General features: G+C 57.2%; 16 protein-coding genes. 14 read left to right on the forward strand and 2 right to left on the reverse strand.

Annotated features, from left to right (window positions below):
• The first annotated feature begins 4 nt into the window (after positions 1–4).
• The 3 genes from DW189_RS09285 to DW189_RS09295 all read left to right on the forward strand — a co-directional run bounded on the left by DW189_RS09285 (position 5) and on the right by DW189_RS09295 (position 1864).
• Complete coding sequence (locus DW189_RS09285; RefSeq protein WP_117507725.1) at positions 5–571, forward strand: peroxiredoxin family protein; 567 nt, start codon at positions 5–7, stop codon at positions 569–571.
• A 1-nt stretch (position 572) separates the two neighbouring features.
• Positions 573–1130: a ribosome recycling factor gene (frr, locus tag DW189_RS09290; RefSeq protein ID WP_022333948.1), complete on the forward strand. Its 558-nt coding sequence runs from the start codon at positions 573–575 to the stop codon at positions 1128–1130.
• Between the two features lie 86 nt (positions 1131–1216).
• Positions 1217–1864 carry a DUF3575 domain-containing protein gene (locus tag DW189_RS09295; RefSeq protein ID WP_032135473.1) on the forward strand — a complete coding sequence of 216 codons (648 nt, stop codon included), beginning with the start codon at positions 1217–1219 and terminating at the stop codon, positions 1862–1864.
• A 350-nt stretch (positions 1865–2214) separates the two neighbouring features.
• Here DW189_RS09295 and pckA read toward each other — a convergent pair whose 3' ends face one another.
• Positions 2215–3822 (reverse strand): phosphoenolpyruvate carboxykinase (ATP), encoded by a 1608-nt coding sequence (pckA, locus tag DW189_RS09300; RefSeq protein WP_117507727.1) that lies wholly within the window; start codon positions 3820–3822, stop codon positions 2215–2217.
• A 561-nt stretch (positions 3823–4383) separates the two neighbouring features.
• On the opposite strand from pckA, the gene DW189_RS09305 reads away from it, so the two are divergent.
• From DW189_RS09305 to DW189_RS09330, 6 genes are all read left to right on the forward strand, one after another.
• Positions 4384–4938 (forward strand): hypothetical protein, encoded by a 555-nt coding sequence (locus DW189_RS09305; RefSeq protein ID WP_022333951.1) that lies wholly within the window; start codon positions 4384–4386, stop codon positions 4936–4938.
• A 3-nt stretch (positions 4939–4941) separates the two neighbouring features.
• Positions 4942–6054: a radical SAM family heme chaperone HemW gene (hemW, locus tag DW189_RS09310; RefSeq protein ID WP_022333952.1), complete on the forward strand. Its 1113-nt coding sequence runs from the start codon at positions 4942–4944 to the stop codon at positions 6052–6054.
• Positions 6055–6208: 154 nt separating this feature from the next.
• Entirely contained in the window at positions 6209–10459 is a 4251-nt protein-coding gene (gene glgP, locus DW189_RS09315; protein ID WP_117507729.1) for an alpha-glucan family phosphorylase, read from the forward strand.
• A 108-nt stretch (positions 10460–10567) separates the two neighbouring features.
• On the forward strand, positions 10568–12691 hold the full coding sequence (locus DW189_RS09320) for a glycogen debranching enzyme N-terminal domain-containing protein (protein ID WP_117507731.1): 2124 nt from the start codon (positions 10568–10570) through the stop codon (positions 12689–12691).
• A 133-nt stretch (positions 12692–12824) separates the two neighbouring features.
• Complete coding sequence (locus DW189_RS09325; protein ID WP_317127633.1) at positions 12825–14138, forward strand: glycosyltransferase family 4 protein; 1314 nt, start codon at positions 12825–12827, stop codon at positions 14136–14138.
• 12 nt (positions 14139–14150) lie between these two features.
• Complete coding sequence (locus DW189_RS09330; protein WP_117507732.1) at positions 14151–15365, forward strand: glycoside hydrolase family 57 protein; 1215 nt, start codon at positions 14151–14153, stop codon at positions 15363–15365.
• Positions 15366–15892: 527 nt separating this feature from the next.
• On the opposite strand, the gene DW189_RS14445 is transcribed toward DW189_RS09330, so the two are convergent.
• Positions 15893–19117, reverse strand: coding sequence for a hypothetical protein (locus tag DW189_RS14445; protein WP_181969300.1), 3225 nt, complete (start codon positions 19115–19117; stop codon positions 15893–15895).
• A gap of 590 nt (positions 19118–19707) precedes the next feature.
• On the opposite strand from DW189_RS14445, the gene DW189_RS09340 reads away from it, so the two are divergent.
• The 5 genes from DW189_RS09340 to DW189_RS09360 all read left to right on the forward strand — a co-directional run bounded on the left by DW189_RS09340 (position 19708) and on the right by DW189_RS09360 (position 23349).
• Positions 19708–19926, forward strand: coding sequence for a helix-turn-helix domain-containing protein (locus DW189_RS09340; protein ID WP_022332585.1), 219 nt, complete (start codon positions 19708–19710; stop codon positions 19924–19926).
• A 117-nt stretch (positions 19927–20043) separates the two neighbouring features.
• A complete protein-coding gene (locus DW189_RS09345) occupies positions 20044–20556 on the forward strand; it encodes a CvpA family protein (RefSeq protein ID WP_117507734.1) in 513 nt (170 codons plus the stop codon).
• A gap of 3 nt (positions 20557–20559) precedes the next feature.
• Positions 20560–21480: a ribosome small subunit-dependent GTPase A gene (gene rsgA, locus DW189_RS09350; RefSeq protein WP_117507736.1), complete on the forward strand. Its 921-nt coding sequence runs from the start codon at positions 20560–20562 to the stop codon at positions 21478–21480.
• Positions 21461–22150, forward strand: coding sequence for a TrmH family RNA methyltransferase (locus DW189_RS09355; protein ID WP_117507738.1), 690 nt, complete (start codon positions 21461–21463; stop codon positions 22148–22150). Before rsgA ends, DW189_RS09355 begins: the two co-directional genes overlap by 20 nt.
• A complete protein-coding gene (locus DW189_RS09360; RefSeq protein WP_117507740.1) occupies positions 22147–23349 on the forward strand; it encodes an aspartate aminotransferase family protein in 1203 nt (400 codons plus the stop codon). The genes DW189_RS09355 and DW189_RS09360 overlap by 4 nt, the downstream gene beginning before the upstream one ends.
• The last annotated feature ends 82 nt before the right edge of the window (positions 23350–23431 follow it).

A 23431-nucleotide genomic window follows, 5' to 3' on the forward strand; every position in this document is an offset into this window, starting at 1 on the left:
GATTATGGCCACAAAAAAGAGCAACAAGCAGCTATGGATCATGCTGGCGCTGATCGCAGTGATCATCGCCGCAATCCTGTTACTGCCCTCGTGCGGCAGCCGCGGCGGCAAAGCCGAGGCGGATACCGAATCGACCACGCTGGTCAAGGCGGGCGACAAAGCCCCCGACTTCACCGTGGAGATGTTCGACGGCACAAAAACCTCCCTCGCAGAACTCAAAGGCAAAGTCGTGTTACTGAACTTTTGGGCCACCTGGTGCCCGCCCTGCCGGCAGGAACTGACCCGCGTGCAGAAGGACATCATCGACCGTTTCGCCGGCCGCAACTTCGTATTCCTGCCCATATCGCGCGGCGAAAAGCGGGAAGACGTGGCGGCGTTCCGCGAAAAGACGGGCTATACGTTCCCGATGGGCCTCGACCCCTCGCAGGCCATTTACGACCGTTATGCCTCGAATTACATCCCGCGGAATTTCCTGATCAGCCCCGATGGTAAAGTCGTGCTGGCAACCGTGGGTTACGACGCCGAAGAGTTCGACGAAATGATCAAAACCATCGAAAAAACACTCGAATAATATGGATACCAAGACGATTCTCAACGATGCCTCCGGCCGTATGCAGAAGGCCATCGACCACCTCGAAGAGGAACTTTTGAACGTGCGCGCGGGAAAAGCGTCGCCCAATGCCCTGAACGGCGTAATGGTCGATTATTTCGGCTCGCAGGTGCCCATATCGGGCGCCGCCAGCGTCACCGTACCCGACGCCAAGACGATCCTGATCCAGCCGTGGGACAAGAACATGCTGCGTGCGATCGAAAAGGCCATCATCGACTCGAACATCGGGCTGACGCCCTCGAACAACGGCGAGCAGATCCGCCTGTCGATCCCGCCCCTGACCGAGGAGCGCCGCAAGGAGTTGGTGAAACAAATCCGCAACGAGGCCGAAACCGCCCGCATCAGCCTGCGCAATGCCCGCCGCGACGCGGTCGAGGCATTCAAGAAAGCCCAGAAAGAAGGTATGCCCGAGGATGAGTCGAAGGACGGCGAAGCACAGGCCCAGAAATTGCTGGAGAAATTCACCAAGACCCTCGACGAGGCGCTCCAGAAAAAGGAGAAGGAGATCATGACGGTATAAATCCGTCCAGCACATAGTTAAAATCCGGCCAGCACAGTATGTTGGCCGGATTTTTTCATATCTTTGTCCGTTGTAACGATCCGCCTATGAAAAACATCCGCTTCGGGCTCTGCATCCCGGCATTCCTGTTCGCGCTGTTTTGCACGCAGCAGGCATCCCCGCAGGGATATGTCAAGCTCAATGTCCCCTATGCCCTGGTGGGCGTGGTGAATCCCGCCGTGGAGTTCGCCATCTCGCCCAAATCGACCTTACAGACCGACATCGTCATCTCGCCGTGGAAGTCGATCAACGAAAAGCACATGCTCTTCGCCATCTTCATGGGCGAATACCGCCGCTATTTCAAGGAGCATAACCGGGGCTGGTACCTGGGGGCAAATATCGGCATGATGGCCTTCGACATGTCGAAACCTTACATCGAAGGGTGGAAACTGAAATTCGAAGACCGTTACTGCAAAGGATACGGCATGATGATCGGCCTGTGCGTGGGTTATGAATACCAGTTCGGGAAACGCTGGCTGCTCGACGCTTTCCTGGGTTGGGCATGGATGGACAGCCATTACAACGGGTACAGTTTCGACGGCCAGGTCGACATGTACCCCCACCGCCCCGTACAACCCGAACACCCCGACCCGTTCAACGGCTCTTCGGAGTGGTATCCCAACAAGATCGGCGTCTCGATCGGGTATCGCATCTTCACGCCCCGCAACAAACAGCGGACAGCGGACGTGCGCTAAACAGCAGTTGCGGACTGCGGCAGGCAGCCATGCACGGAAAGTCCGCAGCTCTGGAACCAAAGGGAGCAGTACTCCCGGAATGCGGGCAACCGGAAACAGCGGCCGGCCCGGGAACCTAAACCCGGGGTAAATTGCAGCGAGCCCTTCCGAGGCACACCCGCAACAAGCCCGCCCGACCAGGCCGCAACCCGGAATCGCGGCAGGCGGCGACCGGAAATCACCGTAAGCAGCCCCGAGCCGCACCGCGGCATACGGAAGCCCCCTCCTATCGCAGCATACGCAATGCCGCAAAATAAAGAACCCCGCACCTTCCGGCGCGGGGTTCTACCATTCAAAACTTTATTCAGAGATTATTTCACTTTCGGGCCGGCGGCTACGAGCTTCTTACCCTCTTCGTTACCCGTGAACTTCACGAAATTCTTCACGAAGCGGTTGGCGAGGTCTTCGGCCTTGACGTCCCAATCCTTGGCGTTCTTGTAGGTATCGCGCGGGTCGAGGATCTTGGGATCTACGCCCGGCAGCTCCGTCGGGATCGTGAAGTCGAAGATAGGCAGCGTCTTGGTCGGAGCCTTGTCGATCGAACCGTCGAGGATGGCGTCGATAATACCGCGCGTATCCTTGATCGAGATACGTTTGCCGGTACCGTTCCAGCCCGTGTTCACCAGGTATGCCTTGGCCCCGGCCTTCTTCATCTTCTTCACCAGCTCCTCACCGTACTTGGTGGGGTGCAGCGAAAGGAATGCCGCGCCGAAGCAAGCCGAGAAAGTCGGAGTCGGCTCGGTGATACCGCGCTCGGTACCCGCCAGCTTGGCGGTGAAGCCCGACAGGAAGTAGTACTTGGTCTGCTCGGAGTTGAGAATCGAAACCGGGGGCAGCACGCCGAATGCGTCGGCCGAAAGGAAGATCACCTTCTTGGCAGCCGGGGCTTTCGATACGGGTTTCACGATATTCTCGATGTGGAAGATCGGGTACGAAACGCGGGTGTTCTCGGTTACCGACTTGTCGGCATAGTCGATCTTGCCCTTCTTGTCTACCGTCACGTTCTCCAGCAGCGCGTTGCGGCGGATGGCGTTCCAGATGTCGGGCTCGTTCTCCTGCGAGAGGTTGATGACCTTGGCGTAGCAGCCACCCTCGAAGTTGAATACGCCGTCGTCGTCCCAGCCGTGCTCGTCGTCGCCGATCAGCTCACGCTTCGGGTCGGTCGAAAGCGTGGTCTTGCCGGTGCCCGACAGGCCGAAGAAGATAGCGGTCTCGCCCTTGGCATTGGTGTTGGCCGAGCAGTGCATCGAAGCCATGCCCTTGAGCGGAAGCAGGTAGTTCATGTAGGAGAACATACCCTTCTTCATCTCGCCGCCGTACCAGGTGTTGAGGATAACCTGCATTTTCTCGGTGAGGTTGAAAACGACGGCCGTCTCGGAGTTCAGGCCGAGTTTCTTATAGTTCTTGACCTTGGCCTTCGAAGCGTTGAGCACCACGAAATCGGGCTCGCCGTATTTCTCCAGTTCGGCGTCGGTCGGACGGATGAACATGTTCTTTACGAAATGGGCCTGCCATGCGACCTCCATGATGAAACGGATCTTGAGGCGCGAATTCTCGTTGGCGCCGCAGAAAGTGTCCACGACATAGAGTTTCTTGCCCGACAACTCCTGGGTAGCGAGTTTCTTCAGCTCCTTCCAGGCAGCCTTCGTAACAGGCTTGTTGTCGTTCTTATATTCATCGGAAGTCCACCAGATCGTATCCTTGGTGGTCTCGTCCATTACGAAGAACTTGTCCTTGGGCGAACGGCCGGTATAAACGCCGGTCATCACGTTCACGGCACCGGTCTCGGTCAGCTGGCCTTTTTCGAAACCGCGGAGCCCCTTCTTGGTCTCCTCGCGGAAAAGTTCGTCGTACGACGGATTGTACACGATCTCGGTCACACCCGTGATCCCATACTTTTTCAAATCCATTTTGTCCATAATAATTGTTATTTTAATAAAACATCAAATCCTTGATTAACCTAACGTCGAAAATCCGCAAGACCGGACTTTAACCGCACAAAGGTAGAAAAACTTTTACACTTGTGAAAAAACTAACAGTGAAAAAAGCAAAAAATATCCATTATTTTTCCCGATGCCTGTATATGATTCATTTATAAGCAGCTATCGTATCCCCCAAAGCCGCAGGAAAACCCGGCTCCATATCCTGCTGCAAACATACGGCCGCAATCCGCACCGGGGCTCCGCAGGATGGAATTCGAGGCGGACGCACAGGCCGCACTTCGGTCGAAATGCCCATCGACGGCGCACGGCACTCCCGCCCGACGGAACGCCGCCCGGACAAAAACAATGACGGGAGAGGGCGCTTCCGGAGCAACCGCATCGAAATCAGGAAACCGGAGGTATTTTCCGTAAATCCGATCCGGCAGCCAGACCCGACGCACGGGCACCGAAAAAAACCGGGGCGGAAAGGGACGACATCCGGGAATTTTTCCTATCTTTGATTAATCAGCCCTTATACAAAACATCGTTATCATTATAATGCGCCCGATAAAAATACGCCACGACAGGATCTGCCTGAAACCGTTTTCGATCGAATGGGTAAACTACCATTGTTTCTCCATCCTGTTAATTATTTCCGGGATATTCTTTTCCTGTTATTTTATCCGCGACCTCATTCAGGGATTTCGGGATCGGTATTGGCTGGCCGCGCTCCTGCTGTTCGGCGCGGGCTTTGCTCTCCATGTGTTACAACGCAGGAAACTGAAGTTCAAGAGTATCCCGCTCTCCGGGCAACCCGACGGACTGAAAGATCAGATCCGGAAACTGCTGTCCGACGAGGGATGGAGGATCGAATACGACAATCAGCGTTATTTGCAGGCCACAAACCGAAAGGGCATCCCCTATCTGGACTGCGACTTGCTGATCTTGAGCTGGAGAAACGATGAAATCCGGTGGGCTCTGGTCTACGATCCGTGGTATAACATCGCAGGGGGAATATTTACGTTCAACAGATACGGACGGAAAACCGTAAAGGCGATAAAGGCGCTCGCCGCCGAACCGGCGGAAACTCCTGCTCCCCGAAAACTCGGATAGGCCATGGCCGGACTCTATTTCCACATACCGTTCTGCAAACGCATCTGCGCCTACTGCGACTTCTACAAGAGCGCCCGGCTGGAGCAGATGGACGGCGTGACAGCCGCCATGCACCGCGAACTGGACGAACGGCAGGATTACCTGCGCGGCGAAGCGGTCACGACCCGCTATTTCGGCGGCGGCACGCCTTCGCTCTACGCACCCGCCGCGCTGAAAGGACTGCTGGATCATGCCGCGCTGCTGTTCGACTGCTCCGGCACCACGGAAACCACCCTCGAGGCCAACCCCGACGACCTGACGGAAAATTACCTCGACGGGCTGCGCGAAGCGGGCATAGACCGGCTGTCGATCGGCATCCAGTCGTTCGACGACGGGTGCCTGAAGCTGATGAACCGCCGCCATACGGCGGCACAGGCCATCGGTGCGGTGCGGGCGGCACAACGCGCCGGGTTCGGGAACATCACCGCCGACCTGATCTTCGGCATTCCCGGCTTCGGCGGGGATTCGCTGAAAAGATCGCTCGACGGAATGCTGTCGCTCGGCGTACAGCACATTTCGGCATACCATTTGACCATCGAACCCGATACGGCCTTCGGCCGCCGTGCGGCACGGGGCGAGTTCCGCGCCGTGGACGAAGAGGTCAGCGAGGAGGAGTTCCTCACGGTGCACGATACGCTTACGGCCGCCGGATTCGAGCATTACGAGGTTTCGAACTATGCCCTGCCGGGATTTCGAGCCCGTCACAACGCCTCCTACTGGCATGGGACGAAATACCTCGGCATCGGGCCCGCAGCCCACTCGTTCGACGGCGAAGAAAGGCACTGGAACGCCAGTTCAGTGGAAAAATACATAGCAGGCGCTCCCGCCGGGAAGGAAGTGCTGACCCGACGCGACCGGTTCAACGAATATGTCATGACGGCGCTCCGGACGGTCGAGGGGATCGATCTGGAAGAGGCCGCGGCACGTTTCGGAGCAAAACGGCTGGCGCGGATGCAGGAAGAGGCAGCACCGTTCCTCCGTTCGGGTACGCTCCGCATAGCCCGGGGGCGGATGGCCCTCCCGCCGGAAAAATTCCTGATTTCGGATGCCGTGATCGGGGCACTTTTCGAAACATAACACGACATGCAACGATGTGAAACAGAAATGTTAAGTTATTATTAAATATTTTTACTAATTAATCGAACAAGGTTGTTTTATATAAATATAAGTATTACCTTTGCAGCGGTTTTCAACCGATTCATCGAGTAAATTACAAACAAGCACGACAAATATGAGTAATGCAAAACTGACTCCCGACTACCTTTTCGAGGTGAGCTGGGAGGTCTGCAATAAGGTCGGCGGCATCCATACCGTCATCTCGACCAAAGCACAGACCGTAACCCGTAAATTCGCCGACCGCTATATCCTCATCGGGCCCGACCTCCAGCACGAGGGGGCGAACCCCGAATTCGAGGAAGACCCCGACATGCTGAAGGCATGGCGCCAGAGCGTATACAGCGACGGCCTCCGGATCCGCGTGGGACACTGGAAGATCAAGGGCAAGCCGACGGTGATCCTGGTGGACTTTACTTCGCTGATCCCCCGCAAAGACGAAATACTCAAGAAACTCTGGGAGACGTACCACGTGGATTCGCTCTCGGGACAGTGGGACTACATCGAGCCCGTGCTCTTCGGCTATGCCGCGGGCATGGTCATCGCCTCGTATGTCGACAACTTCTGTAACGCGACGGACAAGATCGCCGCGCATTTCCACGAGTGGATGACCGCCGCAGGCGGACTCCACCTGCGCAAACACGCCCCCTATGTGGCCACGCTCTTCACGACGCACGCCACGGTCATGGGGCGCTGCATCGCCGGCAACGGCCTGCCGCTCTACAACGACCTGGCGAAATTCAATGCCGACGAACTGGCCCGGCAGTTCAACGTCGTGGCCAAACACTCGATCGAGAAGATGGCCGCCACGTACCACGACGCCTTCCTCACGGTCAGCGACATCACGGCCAACGAATGCAAATACCTGCTGGGGCGTGAACCGGACGGCATCACCCCCAACGGGTTCGAAAACGACTTCGTATGGACGGGCGAGGAGTACGACGCCAAACGTGCCGAAGCCCGCACGGCGATGATCTCGGTAGCCGAAGCCTGCCTCGGGCACAAGTTCCGGAAGGAACCGCTGATCGTCGGCACCAGCGGCCGCTACGAATTCCGCAACAAGGGGCTCGACGTATTCATCGAGTCGCTCAAAAAGCTGGCCGCCTCCGACCGTCTCAAACGCGAAGTCCTGGCCTATGTCACCGTTCCGGCCGCCAACCGCGGCCCGCGTGCGGACTTGCAGGCACACCTGGCCGACCCGGCCAGCCCGATCGACGGCGGACAATACAAGTATTCGACCCATTACCTCGAATACCAGAACAGCGACCCGATCGTGAACGCCCTGAACGGCAGCATCCTCACGACCGACGATTCGAAGGTGAAGGTGATCTTCGTGCCGACCTACCTGAACAAGGCCGACGGCATCTTCAACAAGGATTACTACGAACTGCTCGTCGGTATGGACATCACGGTATTCCCCTCCTACTACGAACCGTGGGGCTATACGCCGCTCGAATCGGTGGCATTCTCGGTGCCGACCATCACCACGACCCTCGCAGGGTTCGGGCTGTGGGTCGACAAGCAGCGCGAGCACCTGGGCGTGGAGGTCATCCGCCGCGACGACTACAACGACAAGGAGGTCGAGGAGAAGATCGCCGACTCGCTGCTGCGCTTCAGCGCGCTGGACGAGAAACATGTCTCCGAGATGCGCGTTTCGGCCTACGAGATATCGGAAACTGCGCTCTGGGAGCACCTTTTCGCCGCCTACGAACAGGCCTACTCCGAGGCTGTCGAAAGTTCGGTGATCCGTACCAACCGCGCCGTGCTCGACGAGAGCAACGCCCGCAACGAACAGATCAATTTCGTACGCCAGCAGCTCTTCGCCGAGAAGCCCAACTGGAACCGCATGATGGTCGACAAGACCCTGCCCAAGCGCCTGCATGCCCTGGAAGAACTTTCGCGCAACCTCTGGTGGTGCTGGAACCCCGGGCCCCGCGACCTGTTCGAAGGCATCGACCCGGCACTCTGGGCCGAATGCGAGCGCAACCCGATCGCTTTCCTCGACAAACTGAGCGTGGAACGCATGAAGGGGCTCGAACGCGACGAGGCCTTCCTCGGGCAGCTCGACGCCGTATATGCGCAGTTCCGCGACTATATGAACGAAAAACCCGACCCGAAGACCCCCACGATTTCGTATTTTTCGATGGAATACGGCCTGCACTCGTCGCTCAAGATCTACTCGGGCGGCCTGGGCATACTCGCGGGAGACTACCTCAAGGAGGCCTCGGACAAGAACGTCCCGATGGCAGCCGTGGGCCTGCTTTACCGGTACGGCTACTTCACGCAGCGCCTTTCGGCACAGGGGGCGCAGGAGGCGACCTACGAGGCACAGAATTTCTATAAACTCCCGATCTCGCCCGTGCGCGACGAAGCCGGCAACTGGCTGACGGTCACCATCGCCTTCCCGGGGCGTACGCTTTCGGCGCGCGTCTGGAAATGCCAGGTCGGCCGCACGGATCTCTACCTGCTCGACACGGATTTCGAGGCCAACCTCGAGGAAGACCGCCAGATCACCCACTACCTCTACGGCGGCGACTGGGAGAACCGCCTCAAGCAGGAAATCCTGCTCGGGATCGGCGGTATCCGCGCACTGCGCGCACTGGGCATCAAGCACGACGTGTTCCACTGCAACGAGGGACATGCCGCGTTCATCGGCATCGAGCGCATCCGCGACCTGGTGAACCACAAGAAGCTCTCCTTCTCGGAGGCGCTGGAGGTGATCCGTTCCTCGTCGCTCTTCACGACGCACACCCCCGTGCCCGCCGGTCACGACGCATTCCCCGAGTCGATGATCCGCCAGTACATGTCGCACTACCCCGACGTGCTGGGCATCACCTGGGAGCAGTACATCAACCTGGGCAAGACCAACCCCAACGACCCCAACGAGAAGTTCTCGATGTCGGTGCTGGCCTGCAACCTCTCGCAGGAGGTCAACGGCGTATCGTGGCTCCACGGCGAAGTGTCGAAGGAGATCCTGGGCAACATGTGGCCGGGTTATTTCAAGAACGAACTCCACATCGGCTATGTCACGAACGGCGTACACTTCCCGACATGGATCGCGACGAACCTGCGCCGCCTCTACGCCCGCTATTTCGCCGACGGCTTCGAGGGGCACGCCTACGACATCCCGGCATGGCAGAAAGTCCACAACATCCCCGACGGGGAGCTGTGGGCCGGGCGCATGCACCTCAAGAACAAGCTCATCAAGCATATCCGCAAGCGTTACAGCGACCCCAGCCAGGTGCGGCTCGACTCGCCGCGCCAGATGTTGCAGGTCATCGAGGGCATCAAGTCCGACGTGCTGACCATCGGTTTCGCACGCCGCTTCGCAACCTATAAGCGCGCCTACCTGCTCTTCACGAACCTCGACCGGCTCTCGGCCATCGTGAACAACAAGGAGCGCCCCGTGCAGTTCATCTTCGCCGGCAAGGCCCACCCCAACGACAAGCCGGGGCAAGACCTCATCAAACGCATCGTCGAAGTGGCCGCCATGCCGCAGTTCGTGGGCAAGATCCTCTTCCTGCAGAACTACGACATGGAGCTGGCACGCCGCATGGTGCAGGGCGTCGACGTATGGCTCAACACCCCGACCCGTCCGCTCGAAGCTTCGGGTACGTCGGGCGAAAAGTGCGTCATGAACGGCGTGCTGCAATTCTCGGTGCTCGACGGATGGTGGGTCGAAGGCTACAAGGAGGGCGCCGGGTGGATGCTGCCCATGGAGCGTACCTTCGCCGACCAGCACTACCAGGACGAACTCGACGCCGAGATGATCTACAACACCATCGAGGAGCAGATCGTCCCGAAATATTACGACCGCGACAGGGACGGCGTACCCCACGCATGGGTGGAGTCGGTCAAGAAATGCGTTGCCGACATCGCATCGAATTTCACGACCAACCGCATGCTAAACGACTACGAGGAACGGTTCTACAACAAGCTCGCGGCACGCAAGCACCGGATCGTCGAGGGCGGCTACAAGCTGGCCCGCGAGATCGCGGCCTGGAAACGCAAGGTCTCGTCGGTATGGGATCAGATCCGCGTGATCGACGTACAGCGCGTAAAAATCGACAACAAGGCGATCTTCGTAGGCGAAAAGTACCATTTCGAAGTGACCGTGGACATCGCCAGCCTGCGTCCCGAGGACATCGGCGTGGAGATGGTCATTGCACAGCAGATCGTTGGCGGGCAGAATGCCAACGTGATGCACACGATCGGGCTCAAGCACACCAAGACCGAAGGCAGCCGCGTTACCTACGCACTGGATTATACGCCCGACGAAGCCGGCACGTTCGACGTGGCGCTGCGTATTTTCCCGGTGAACCCGCACCTGCCCCATCGCATGGATTTTGCATTGGTAAAATGGGCTTAGCCAATTTGGCCCTAATAATGTAAAAAAGATATGAATTTTCGGAAATGCGATTGCCTTTTCGCAAAAATTCAGCTATCTTTATAGAACGAACCGTATTTTTAGAAGGACATGTCAGCACTTACTTTCGACAAAAGCGAATTGGGCAACCTGGAGTATTCGCTCCAGCGCGAGATGCTCTCCACAGACCGTATCGGCGGATATATGAGCACGACTATCGTCTGCTGCAACACCCGCCGCTACCACGGCCTGATGGTAGCGCCCATAGACGACAGCGACAGGACGTATGTCCTGCTCTCGTCGCTCGACGAAACCATCGTCCAGCACGACCAGACATTCAACCTGGCCCTGCACCGCTTCAAGGGGGTATACGAGCCGCGCGGACACAAGTATATCACCGACTTCAAATATACGCCGACCCCCACGATCACCTACCGCGTGGGCGGCGTGATCCTGCGGAAGGAGATGCTGTGGATACACAAGCGCACGCAGCTGATGATCCGCTACACGCTCGTCGAAGCGAATTCGGAAACGCACCTGCGGCTGCGGCCTTTCCTCGCCTTTCGCGACAAACACGCGCTGACGCATGCCAACATGGAGGCCGACGGGCACTCCTACCCGGCAGTCAACGGCGTGAAATGCCGCCTCTACGGGTCGTTCCCGTGGCTCTACCTGCAGACCAGCAAGCCCGGTGCGGAATTCGTGCCCGCGCCCGACTGGTACTACGGATTCGAATACCAGCAGGATCTGGCCCGCGGTTATGACGGTTACGAAGACCTGCTCACGACGGGCTATTTCGAAACGGAACTCAAGAAGGGCGAAAGCATCATCTTCTCGGCCTCGCTCGACGAAATGGGATCGGTCAAGACCATCGAAGAGGTATTCGCCGCATCCATCGCCCGGCGCACGCACAAGATCGACTTCATCAGCTGCCTGGAGCACTCGGCGCGGCAATTCGTCATCCGGCGTCCCGGCGACCGCACCGAAGTGGTGTCGGGATACCCGTGGCACGGGGTTTCGGGCCGCCAGACCTTCGTTTCGCTCCCGGGCATCACGCTCGAACAGGGGCATAAGGAGGATTGTATCGACGCCCTCGACACGCTGGTGCGCGAAATGCGCGACGGCATGTTCACGGGCAACGCCTCGGCGGCCGTCGCAGCAGATGCCCCGCTGTGGTTCTTCTGGACGCTCCAGCAACTCGAACGGGAGGTGGGCGGCAAGCAGATATGGAAAGCCTACGGCCCGGCCATGAAAGATATTCTGGAAAGCTACCGCCGGGGAGTCGGCGGTCGCGTCGCGCTGCATGACAACGGGCTGGTGTGGGCCGCTGCGGACGACGTCCCGATGACATGGATGAACGCCCTGATCGACGGCCGCCCCGTCACTCCGCGCAACGGTTATCAGGTAGAGGTGAACGCATTGTGGTACAACGCCGTATGCTACACGCTCGAGCTGGCCGGCAAACACGGCGACAAAGCCTTCGTCAAGGCCTGGGAGTCGCTCCCGGCACGCACGCAGGCGTCGTTCGTCGAACTGTTCCGCCTGCCGGAAGGTTATCTGGCCGATTTCGTAGGGACGGACGGGCCCGACAAATCGACGCGCCCCAACATGATCGTCGCCTGCGGGCTGGATTACAAGATGCTCGACGAAGAGCTGCAACTGGAGGTGATCCGCACCGTACGCCAGCACCTGCTCATCCCCAAGGGGCTGCGGACACTCTCGCCCCGCAACCTGCTCTACAAAGGTTCGCAGGAAGGAGGTTCGCCCGCAGAGCGCGATTTCGCGGGCAAGAACGGTTCGGCATGGCCGTGGCTGCTGCAATTCTACGTCAAGGCATGTTTCGATATCGACGGGGACGCATTCCTGCCGCAGGCCCGGGAGATACTCGCCAATTTCGACGAAGACATCCAGAGCTACGGTATCGGGTCTATTTGCGAGCTCTACGATGCCGACCCGCCCTATGCATCGCGCGGGGCTATCTCACAGGCGTGGAGCGTCGGGGCCGTGCTCAATATCCACAGCATGATCCGCGAGCGCACGCAGGAGGAGGCCCGGGAAAGCAAAACCGCGAAGGCGGCGAAAAGCACCGCAAGGAAAACCGCGGCAAAGACGGCCGTCGCAAAAGAGGCCGCAGAAAAGAAACCCGCAGCGAAAAAGAGTGCGGAGAAGAAACCGACAGGAAAAAAGCCGGCTGCGACAAAGGCCGCGACAAAAAAGATAAAGGCTGGGAAATAACAAGTTGTGAGGGGAGGAAAATCCTGCCAAGGCGGGATTCCGGGGCGTCCGGACTTGCAACCGCGGCTTGTGGCCGTGAGCCGGGACGTTCCTGTGAGAGGAAAGGTAAAAATTGCAAAACAAGGATATAGTTATGAGAGTTTTAATGTTCGGTTGGGAGTTCCCGCCCCACATCGCGGGTGGTTTGGGAACGGCATGTTACGGGATGACCCGCGGGCTGGCACGCAACGATGTCGACGTAACATTCGTAGTACCCCATGCCTACGGCGACGAGGATCAGCGATTCACGCACGTCCTGAATGCCAGTGACGTGGAAGCGCTTTACGGATCTACGGGAAGCGGCGCGGACGATATTCTCGAGAAGATGTCGTTCATCCACATCGACTCGAACATGGTACCTTACATCTCCCCCGAAGAGTACGAACAGTACCAGGAGCGCTACGTCAAATCCGGACAGAAAGTCTGGTCGACGACCGATGCCTGGAAACAACGCTATACCTTCTCGGGCAAGTACGGCGCCAACCTTATGGAGGAGGTCGCCCGCTATGCCGTAGTCGCGGCGCAGGTGGCCAAAGACCTCGAAGGGCAGTTCGACGTGATCCACGCCCACGACTGGCTCACCTACTACGCCGGCATCGCCGCCAAGCGCGTATCGGGCAAGCCGCTGGTCGTGCATATGCACGCCACGGAATACGACCGCAGCGGCGAGAACGTCAACACGCAGGTCTACGCCATCGAACGTGCAGGCATGCACGCCGCAGACCGGGTGATCGCCGTTTCGAACCTCACGCGCAACATCGTCATCAACCGCTACGGCGTCCCGGCCGACAAGGTTGTGACAGTACACAATGCCGTGCGGTTCGCCGGAGGCCACTGCAAAATGCCCGAACGGGGCGTGGACGACAAGATCGTCACGTTCCTGGGGCGTATCACCTACCAGAAAGGCCCCGACTATTTCGTCGAGGCCGCGGCCAAGGTGCTGAAGAAAGTCCCCAACGTTCGTTTCGTAATGGCCGGCTCGGGCGACATGATGAACCACGTCATCCGCCGCGTGGCGCGGCTGGGCATTGCCGACAGGTTCCACTTCACCGGATTCCTGCGCGGCGAGGATGTACACAAGATGTTCCAGCTGTCGGATGTATACGTCATGCCGTCGGTCTCGGAGCCGTTCGGCATATCGCCCCTCGAGGCAATGCGTTCGAACGTCCCGGTGATCATCTCCAAGCAGAGCGGCGTGGCCGAAGTGCTCGACTATGCCGTGAAGGTCGACTATTGGGATGTCGATGCCCTGGCCGATGCCATTTACGGGCTGATCCAGTACCCGGCGCTTGCGGGGATGTTCGCCTCGAAAGGCCTGGAAGAGGTCACGAACCTGAAATGGAACGATGCCGCAGCCAAAATCAAAACCGTATACGAAGCGGTGATCGAAGAGAATAAAAAACAATAAAATAGCTACCCTATGAAAACCGTCTGCTTATATTTTCAGGTACACCAGCCCTGGCGACTGAAGAAGTACCGCTTCTTCAACATGGGCAAGGATCACAACTATCTGGACGACCTGCTGAACCGCTCCATCATGCAGAAAGTCGCCCGGCAATGCTACCTGCCGATGAACGCCTTGTTGCTGAAGCTCATCCGGGAAAACAAGGGTAAGTTCCGCTGCTCGTTCTCGATCACGGGCATCGCTATCGAACAGTTCCGTGCCTATGCACCCGAAGTCCTCGAATCGTTCAAGGAACTGGCCGCCACGGGCTGCGTGGAATTCCTTGCCGAAACCTACTCCCACTCGTTGGCATCGCTGGCGTCGAAGGAGGATTTCACCGAACAGGTAAAGCTCCACACGGCGCTCATAAAAAAGGAATTCGGGGTGAAACCGACCGCCTTCCGCAATACGGAGCTGATCTACTCCGACGACATCGGCGCCGCCGTGGCCGAAATGGGCTTCCGTACGATGCTGGCTGAAGGCGCCAAACACGTGCTGGGCTGGAAATCGCCCAACTATGTATACGCCAACGCCGTCAACCAGAAGCTGCGCCTGCTGCTGCGCAACTACAAGCTCTCGGACGACATCGCCTTCCGCTTCTCGAACCGCAACTGGGACGAATGGCCGCTGACGGCAGACAAATATGTGAAATGGCTCGCTTCGGACGAGACCCCGGGCGAAGTCATCAACCTCTTCATGGACTACGAAACCTTCGGCGAACACCAGACCGCCGACACGGGAATCTTCGAGTTCATGCGTGCGCTGCCGAAGGCGATCCTCGCCAAGAAAAACGGACTGGAATTCGCGACCGTCACCGAAGCCGCCAAGAAATACCAGCCCGTAGCGGTGCTCCACTGTCCGCACGTGATGTCATGGGCCGATGAGGAGCGCGACGTGACGGCATGGCTCGGCAACGAGTTGCAGAACGAAGCGTTCTCGAAGCTCTACGCCCAGAAGGAGAAGATCGCGGCACTGAAAAGCCCCGACTTCGACTATGTGTGGAGTTTCATGCAGACCTCCGACCATTTCTACTACATGGCTACCAAATGGCTCTCGGACGGTGACGTACACTCCTATTTCAACCCCTACGATTCGGCCTACGACGCTTTCATCAACTACATGAACGTCCTCTCGGATTTCATCATCGAACTGGACAAGGCTGTGGCGGCAAAGGCCGCAAAGGCGAAATAACGGGCAAAAGAAAGATTTACGACACACTACACTACCGAATAGCGAAACAGCCGGGATCCTCGGATCCCGGCTGTTTTTCGTCCATCAGTCTCCAGATGGGCCAAACAACTGCCCGTAAAAAACAGGAATATCCGCCGTTGCATCGGGCAATGGCGGATATTCCATAAGATGCCCGGGCATTCCGTGCCCGCAGCCTTGCGATCGTCAGAAAGCCGCAATCCGCGCAAGAAACGGGAGCCGCACGAGAAACAGGAGCCGTACAAAAACCTCAACCCCACAAAAAAACCGGGCTCCAGGGTAACGAACCCACAGTGCGGATCGAAGAGAACGCAGGGAAACTCCCGGATATAAAAAAAGCGGCAGACCGCGCCTCTTCGGTCTGCCGCAGGCAGGAGTTTTACTTGAAAAGTGGGAGTTGTTGTTACCAAAAAACTTTGGGGATGTGCGACTCCTGCCTTGGGAGTATTTCCGGGTTCCCGGCGCTGCCTCACAGCAGCGCCGGATTCCGCGGGAAAGGGATTCAATAATTATTTTTTGTTCTCGAACGTCAGCGTGATGTTCATCGGGTACTCCTTCTCTGCGTACTGCTTGGTTGCATCCAGCGAATACTTGTAGGTGAAGGTTACCTGAATCTGAGCTGTTACTTTACCGCCCAGCAGGTCGTCGGAAGCAGCAACAGTCATTTCACCGGTGGCCGGATCGAACTTGAAGCGCGAGAAGTCCTCCGTGCCAGATACGACGCTCGAATACGACGCGTCACCGAACTTAACCTCGAAGCCGTATGCACCCGTAGCGAAAGTCGTTACGCCGCTTGCATCAACCAACTCATTACCGAAGATGTCGCGCGGGAGCATATGTTTCGGATTGCCGTAGTTTTTAGCGGCCAGTACCTTCTCGTAAACGTTGACAGTTGCAGCCGTCTTGACAGCTATCGGCGTTGCAAGCTCATTGAAGTTTGTACCCCAGCTTGCGATGTCGATCGGGTTGGTAAGGATAACCTCGAAAGTCTTCGAAGCGATGGGCAGCCCCTCGTAAGTCATCTCAGCAACTACTTCTACGGAATTCAGACCGCAGCCGTTCCAATCCATCGTCCATGCATCCGACGTAACGTTAGTTCCGTTGGTAATCGTCGGTACCGGAGTTACCGTAGGCGTCGTTGCAGCCAGAGAGAACTTCAGACCGATCTTCGAAGCATCGGTACCGTCGGGATAAGCCGCATTGTAGGCATTGGTCAGGGTGATGGTTTCGACCGTGAAGCTGTTGCCGGTCTTGTCTGCCGTACCCATGACTACTACGTTGCCCTCGGCATTGACGCTGGTACCCTTGGCCAGATAGAAGCCCTGATCCTTGTTGATCGTTACACTGCCTTCGATTGCGATCGAGAAGACTGCATCGGCGATCGTGTAGCAAGCGCCCTCAGGTGCCGTGAAGGTATAGGACTCGGCATTGTCGAAGTCCACATAGCTGCGCTGGAAGTCTACGCACAGACGGTCGTAACTAGTCCCTGTCTTACCGATTCCATTGTAACGAACGGCTGCTTCGAGAGCCTGCGTCGTGGCGTTTTTCTGCTCGTTGTTCTTCATTTCGCCGGGGTTGGTGCTCTGACGCATGAAAGCGAGGAATTCACTGGCATCGGCGAAGAAGGTCTGATCTTCGGGCAGCAGTTCGTAAACGGCTTTTTCCGCAAAGTTTTCCTGAGCGATTACCGTCAGTACCTGTGCTCCATAATTGCTGATCTTGGCCTCGGGCATATTCAGCGTGTATTTGAGATCAGAAGGCAGACCCGTGAGGGTGATCTTACCCTTCAGCGTAATCTCCTCGGCCTGACCGAGAGTTACGGTCTTCTCGATATCGAGCGTACCCGAACCACCCTTGTAACCACCAATCCAATAGTCGAAGAACTTGGCGTCGCCATTGGTGTTGATCGTCGGGAGGTTTACAGACTGAATCTGGATGCCCTGGTTAAGCGTTCCGGCTTCGTCGCCGTAGGTGACGATCCATGTGTTGTCGGCTTGAACCGATGCTTTGAACTGATCGTACTGAGCCTTGGTGAGTTTATTAGCTCCGGCAGCATCAAAGACGATGTTCTGGATAAGATAAGCGCCATTCGTCGAGTAAATCGAGTAATTCCATGTAGCGCTGGCATTGAGGTTTTCGATGGCAGGCAGCTGGAAGCGCGTAAGTGTAGTCTTTGCGGTGTAGGCAGCGGCGCCGTTCGTCGCAACGTTCTCCGTCTCGCCGACAGCGTGGATAGCGGTTGTCACCTCATCTACGATCGTTTTGTCTACGTTGGCGGGAACGCCTTCCTGGATCGTGATCTTGACGAGCTGGCTCTTGGCCGCAGCATCCTTCATCGGATCGGCGGGATCGAAAACAACCTTCGTCATACCCGAAGCAACAGTCCAACTGCTGCGGGTGTATACGGGCTTAGCATCAAGCTCGACATCCCAGTTACCCTGCTCGGCAGCCTTATCGAGCGAAATGATCGTATTGCCCATCTTGTAGGCGAACGAGTACTCGCTGAGCATCGTGAGCGGTTCTGTCTGGTTGTAGACCATCTCGTACTCGGCACCGCTAGCGGGGATCTCGACGAGTTTTTTCGCATCGCCTTCGCCCTCTTCTTTGGCCAGAACGATATTGGCGATAGCGTTATAGTCGTCACCTACCGTCGGAATGTAAGCGGTAGTATATTCGATACCGGTATCGACCGAAGTATCCTCATCCTTAGCAACCGACGATTTGCTGGTTACTTTCAGCGCGATAGCATAGGTCTCGGCAGCATCCGAAGGAGCTGCGGCGGGGTAAGTATAATCCGTGCTTACGAACATCGTGATCTTACCGTCAGCGGAGCCGACAACATCGCCTTCGATCTCGAACTTGGGTGCCTCGGCACGCGTAACCTTTTCGGGAACGAACGAGAATACATCCTTCGAAGCATTGTGCTTAGCGGCGAGCTGCGTAGCCAGCGTTTTGGGCGAAACAAGGAAGGTCATCTCGCTCTTGGCGCCCGTCGTCAGACGGATGGTCTCCGAGCCTGCGGTAACAACGATACCGCCGAAGTTGGCGATGCCATCGATGCTCTTGGGAACATAAACCAGCGACTGGATGCGGCCGGCGAGATTCTCGACAGCGCTCCAGAGATTCTTGATCTGCGCATCATAATTTTCGAAACGCTCCTTCAGATCGGCTTCTTTCAGGTAGATGGCCTTACCTTCTGAATCATAGAGCTCGTCGTTGATACCGTCCTGAATCATCGACTCGATAGCCGCCTTCAGGGTTACATTGGCATCGGTCAGCTCTTTGAGGATCGTATCGGTGATGGCCTTACCCATCTCGGCCTTAACCGTCTCGTCGTCGAGGTAGTTAGCCATATAGGTAGCGAAGTTGTCGCCGAGAACCTTCTTGATGGCATCGGTGACAGTGGCCGTCTCCGAAGATACGGAATTGGCAACAGCCGTGAGTATCTGATCGATCTGAGTCGCCGATAACTGATCGGTACCGGTTATGTAACCTTTACCCTCGACGAAGAGCCTCATCTGCTCCTCGGTAACATACTCACCCTTGATCAGAGCCTGCTTGATGATCTCCTGAATTCCGGCTTGCAGTTTACCCATGGTTTCCTCCGAAGCGATCATCGTCTCGAAGATCTTCTCGACATCAGCGGCAGTCAACTGACCCTTGGTCGCCTCATCGATCAGCTTCTGGACTTCATCTTTGGTCTGATATCCCTGAGCCTGAATAAGTTTTAACACCTCATCGCTAGTCAGCCAATCTTTCAGATCCGACTTCTTGGCATAGTCTGCCAGCCTTTTGTCGAGTTCTGTCTGGAGGCCGCTGTTGGTAACGAAAGACGAGAAATCTATCCCATTCAATTTGTCGGTAACAACTTGAAGGGCAGAAGCGTCGGCCTTCAACTCGACTTGACCTTTCAAGTCGTTGATCTGACCTTTCAGGTCGTCGATATCGTCGTCGTAGTCTTTACAACCGACACCGGCTAACAATGTTCCCGTGAGGAACAGTGCAAGAAATTTTCTGAATAAGTTTTTTTTCATAGTAATGAAGAATTGAAATGGAATTGTTTTTTAGTGTTGACGCATTTAGTTTTATCAATAGAGTGACGCTTGCTATTTCTCATTCGCGGAGTCTGCCTTTTTGTGGTATTTCATAGACTTTTCAGACCATCAAACACGTTATTTGTATTAAGTGACGCATTCTTTATAATTAGTTGACGCATTAAATTTTCCAGTTATGACACCATAGTTGCTGGTATCATATATGATACGCATGGTGCAAATATATATATAAAAATTTGCACAACAAAATTTTTATCCAAATTTTTGAAATGGGAGTTGTTTACGAGGAGGAGATATCCTATATCTCTTCCAGGATCAGAGAGTTGAGGAAGGAGCGACGTCTGACGGTACAGGAACTTGCATACCGTTGCGACATGGAAAGATCCAATTTGAGCCGTATCGAAGCGGGACGTACGAACCTTACGGTCAAAACGATGTGTATCATTTGTAATGCGCTGAGTGTGAGCCTGCGCGATGTAATTCGCTAAAAGGGATATACCTATATTTATATATCCCGGCCTTATCGTCCGAAGGGTTCTTTTTTTGGGCATTTTCGGTAATTTATCGTATATTTACGACCGAAACAAAATAAGGTACAGCTATTTGTGAACACTATCGATTTGATCGTCTGCCTCATGCTGGTGTTAGCCGTCTGGAACGGTTGGCGCCAAGGATTTGTCATGCAGGTATGTTCGTTGGCCGGAATCATCGCAGGCATCTGGGTTGCTTCACGTTATGGTGCCGAAGTCGGCGCCTGGCTCAAGCTTGACGAGACGATTTCAGCTGCCGGAGGTTTCGTCGTGGTGCTCCTGGCGGTCGTCCTGCTGGTGGCCATCGCCGGACGGCTGGTACGCAAATTGTGCCACTTCGCCGGGTTCGGGATAGCCGATATCGTACTGGGCATCGCCGTATCCGTTTTGAAATACATGCTGCTGCTGAGCGTCCTGTTTTCGGCGTTCGACACGCTGAACGAGGACTACACCCTGATCGGGGCCCGTACGATCGAGAAATCAAAAAGTTACAAACCCGTCATGCGCCTCTCCGAGCGTATTTTCCCGTTCCTGGAATGGGTCGGCAAACAGGTGCCGCAACAAGCACGGGAGCAGGACGAAGAATAGCCGATGGGAAAACGGTTCACAGGCGTGGTGATACGCGCCACAGGGAGTTGGTACGAGGTGCTGCACGACGGGGAGGCCGTCCGCTGCCGCATCCGCGGGCGCCTGCGTCTGAAAGGCATCCGGTCGACCAACCCGGTGGTGGTGGGCGACGAGGTCACTTGCGAGTCCGACGACGGGGGTGACTACGTCATCTGCGACATCTGTCCCCGCCGCAACTATGTGATCCGTCGGGCTTCGAACCTTTCGAAGGAGTCCCATATCATCGCCGCAAACATCGACCAGGCATTGCTGCTGGCGACATTGCGGGCCCCGGAAACGGCCACGGAGTTCGTAGACCGCTTCCTGGTGACCTGCGAGGCCTACAAGGTGCCCGTAACGATCGCACTTTCGAAAGCCGACCTGCAGGATCCGTCCGCCATGGCGGAATTCCGCGCCGTATACGAAGGTGCCGGATACCGCGTGCTGGAGGTTTCGGCCACGGAAGGTATCGGTGTTGAAGCGGTCTGCGAACTGCTCGAAGGCCGCGTGACGCTGTTGTCGGGGAACTCGGGCGTTGGAAAATCGACGCTCATACATGCCATCGACCCGTCGCTCGACATCCGTACGGGGGAGATCTCCGACAGCCACCATAAAGGGCGTCATACCACGACCTTCTCGACGATGTACCCGCTGGCCGGGGGCGGGGCGGTGATCGACACGCCCGGCATCAAGGGGTTCGGGCTGATCGACATCGACGATGCCGAGCTGTGGCACTATTTTCCGGAGATGATGCGCGTCGCCCCTGAGTGCCGCTTCTACAACTGCACCCACACTCACGAGCCGGGGTGCGCCGTGGTCGAAGCGGTCAGGGAGGGGAAAATCGCCTATGCCCGCTACGAGAGTTACCTGAAAATCCTCGATGATGATGAAAAATACCGCAAATAGGGACACCGCCTGGTATGGCGCACGTACGGCCTGCCTTGCGGAGTTCATGACACCCGAACGCAATGAGGTACTTCGCCGCACGGTCGCCATGCGTACGCGCTACATGACCGTACTGGCGGAAAACATGTTCCACGGACAGAATGCAGCGGCGCTGATCCGCCATTGCGAAGCCTTCGGCCTACAGGAGATGCACACCGTCGAGACACTCTGCAGATTCGATCCCAATCCCGATATCGCCCGCGGCACCGACCAATGGGTTGACGTGCGGCGCCATCCCACTACCGCCGAAGCGCTCGCCGCACTGCGCCGGGACGGGTACCGCATCGTGGCGACGACACCCCACCGCGAGGATGTGACGCCCGAGACTTTCGACGTCACGCGCGGGCCGTTCGCACTGGTCTTCGGCACCGAGCACGCCGGAATATCGGACGAGGTCATCGCCAGGGCCGACGAATTCCTGCGCATCCCGATGTGCGGCATGGTCGAAAGCCTGAATGTTTCGGCATCGGCTGCAATCCTGATCTACATGCTCTCGGAACGGGTACGGCTCACGGTCGGCGACTGGCGCATGGACGAGGCGCGGCAGGCCGAAGTGCTCTACCGCTGGATGATGTCCAGCGTGAAGGACGCCGAGGGAATTCTCGCCCGCAAATTCGGAAACCTACCATGAATACCATCCTCAGAAAACAATTCCTGGCCCATGTCGGCCAAACCTCGCCGTCCCCGATGCTGGTCGAGGTGGCGCGCGCCGAAGGGTCGTTCTTCTATACGCCCGAAGGAAAACGCTATTACGACCTGGTCGCCGGAGTATCGGTGAGCAACGTCGGGCACTGCAACCCGGCCGTGGTGAAGGCCGTGCAGGAACAGGCCGCGCGTTACATGCACGTCATGGTCTACGGCGAGCTGGTCGAAACGCCGCAGGTGGAGTATGCCGCAAAGGTGGCGTCGCTGCTTTCGGGCGGGTTGTCGAGTCTCTATTTCGTCAATTCGGGCGCCGAAGCGGTCGAAGGGGCGCTCAAGCTGGCCAAACGCTATACCGGACGCACGGAGCTGGTCTCCATGCGGCGTGCCTACCACGGGTCGACCCACGGGTCGATGAGCATGATGGGGGCTCCCGAAGGCGAGGAGTGGAAAGGAGCTTTCCGGCCCCTGCTGCCCGACGTGCAGGCAATCGAATTCAACGATTTCGGGGAGTTAGAGCGCATCACGCGCCGCACGGCATGCGTCCTTGCAGAACCCGTGCAGGGCGAAGCGGGCGTCCGCCCGCCTGTCCCGGGCTATCTGGAGGCGCTGCGGCGCCGTTGCGACGAAGTCGGGGCACTGCTCGTATTCGACGAGATACAGACCGGCATGGGGCGCACGGGAGCACTGTTCGCCATGCTCAAATACGGCGTTACACCCGACATCGTGTGCCTGGCCAAGGCATTCGGGGGCGGCATGCCGCTGGGGGCGTTCGTCTCGAGGCCGGAGATTATGCAAACCCTGCAGGAGAATCCCGTGCTGGGGCATATCACCACCTTCGGCGGACATCCGGTATGCTGCGCAGCCGGGCTCGCGGCATTGAATTACCTGCTTGACAACAAGGTCGTCGAAGGGGTCGAGGCGAAGGGCACACTCTACGCACAACTGCTCGGCAACCATCCCGCCGTGCGTGAAATCCGCCGCAGCGGACTGTTGCTGGCGGTCGAATTGGGCGAACCGCAGAAACTCTACCGCATCATGGAACTGTTCAAGCAGGCGGGGATCCTGAGCGACTGGTTTCTGTTCTGTGACACGGCGTTCCGCATCTCGCCGCCGCTGACGATCTCGGAGGAGGAGATCCGCGGAAGCGCGGCACTGATCCTCAAATGTCTCGACGAATTGGGGTAGGCCGGGCGGCCAAACGAAAAAGAGGGTCGGAAACCCTCTTTTTTCGTATTACGCCGGAATCTCCCGGCCGCGATTACCCGCA

This window comes from Alistipes sp. AM16-43, from assembly GCF_003435745.1.
Taxonomy (GTDB): domain Bacteria; phylum Bacteroidota; class Bacteroidia; order Bacteroidales; family Rikenellaceae; genus Alistipes; species Alistipes onderdonkii.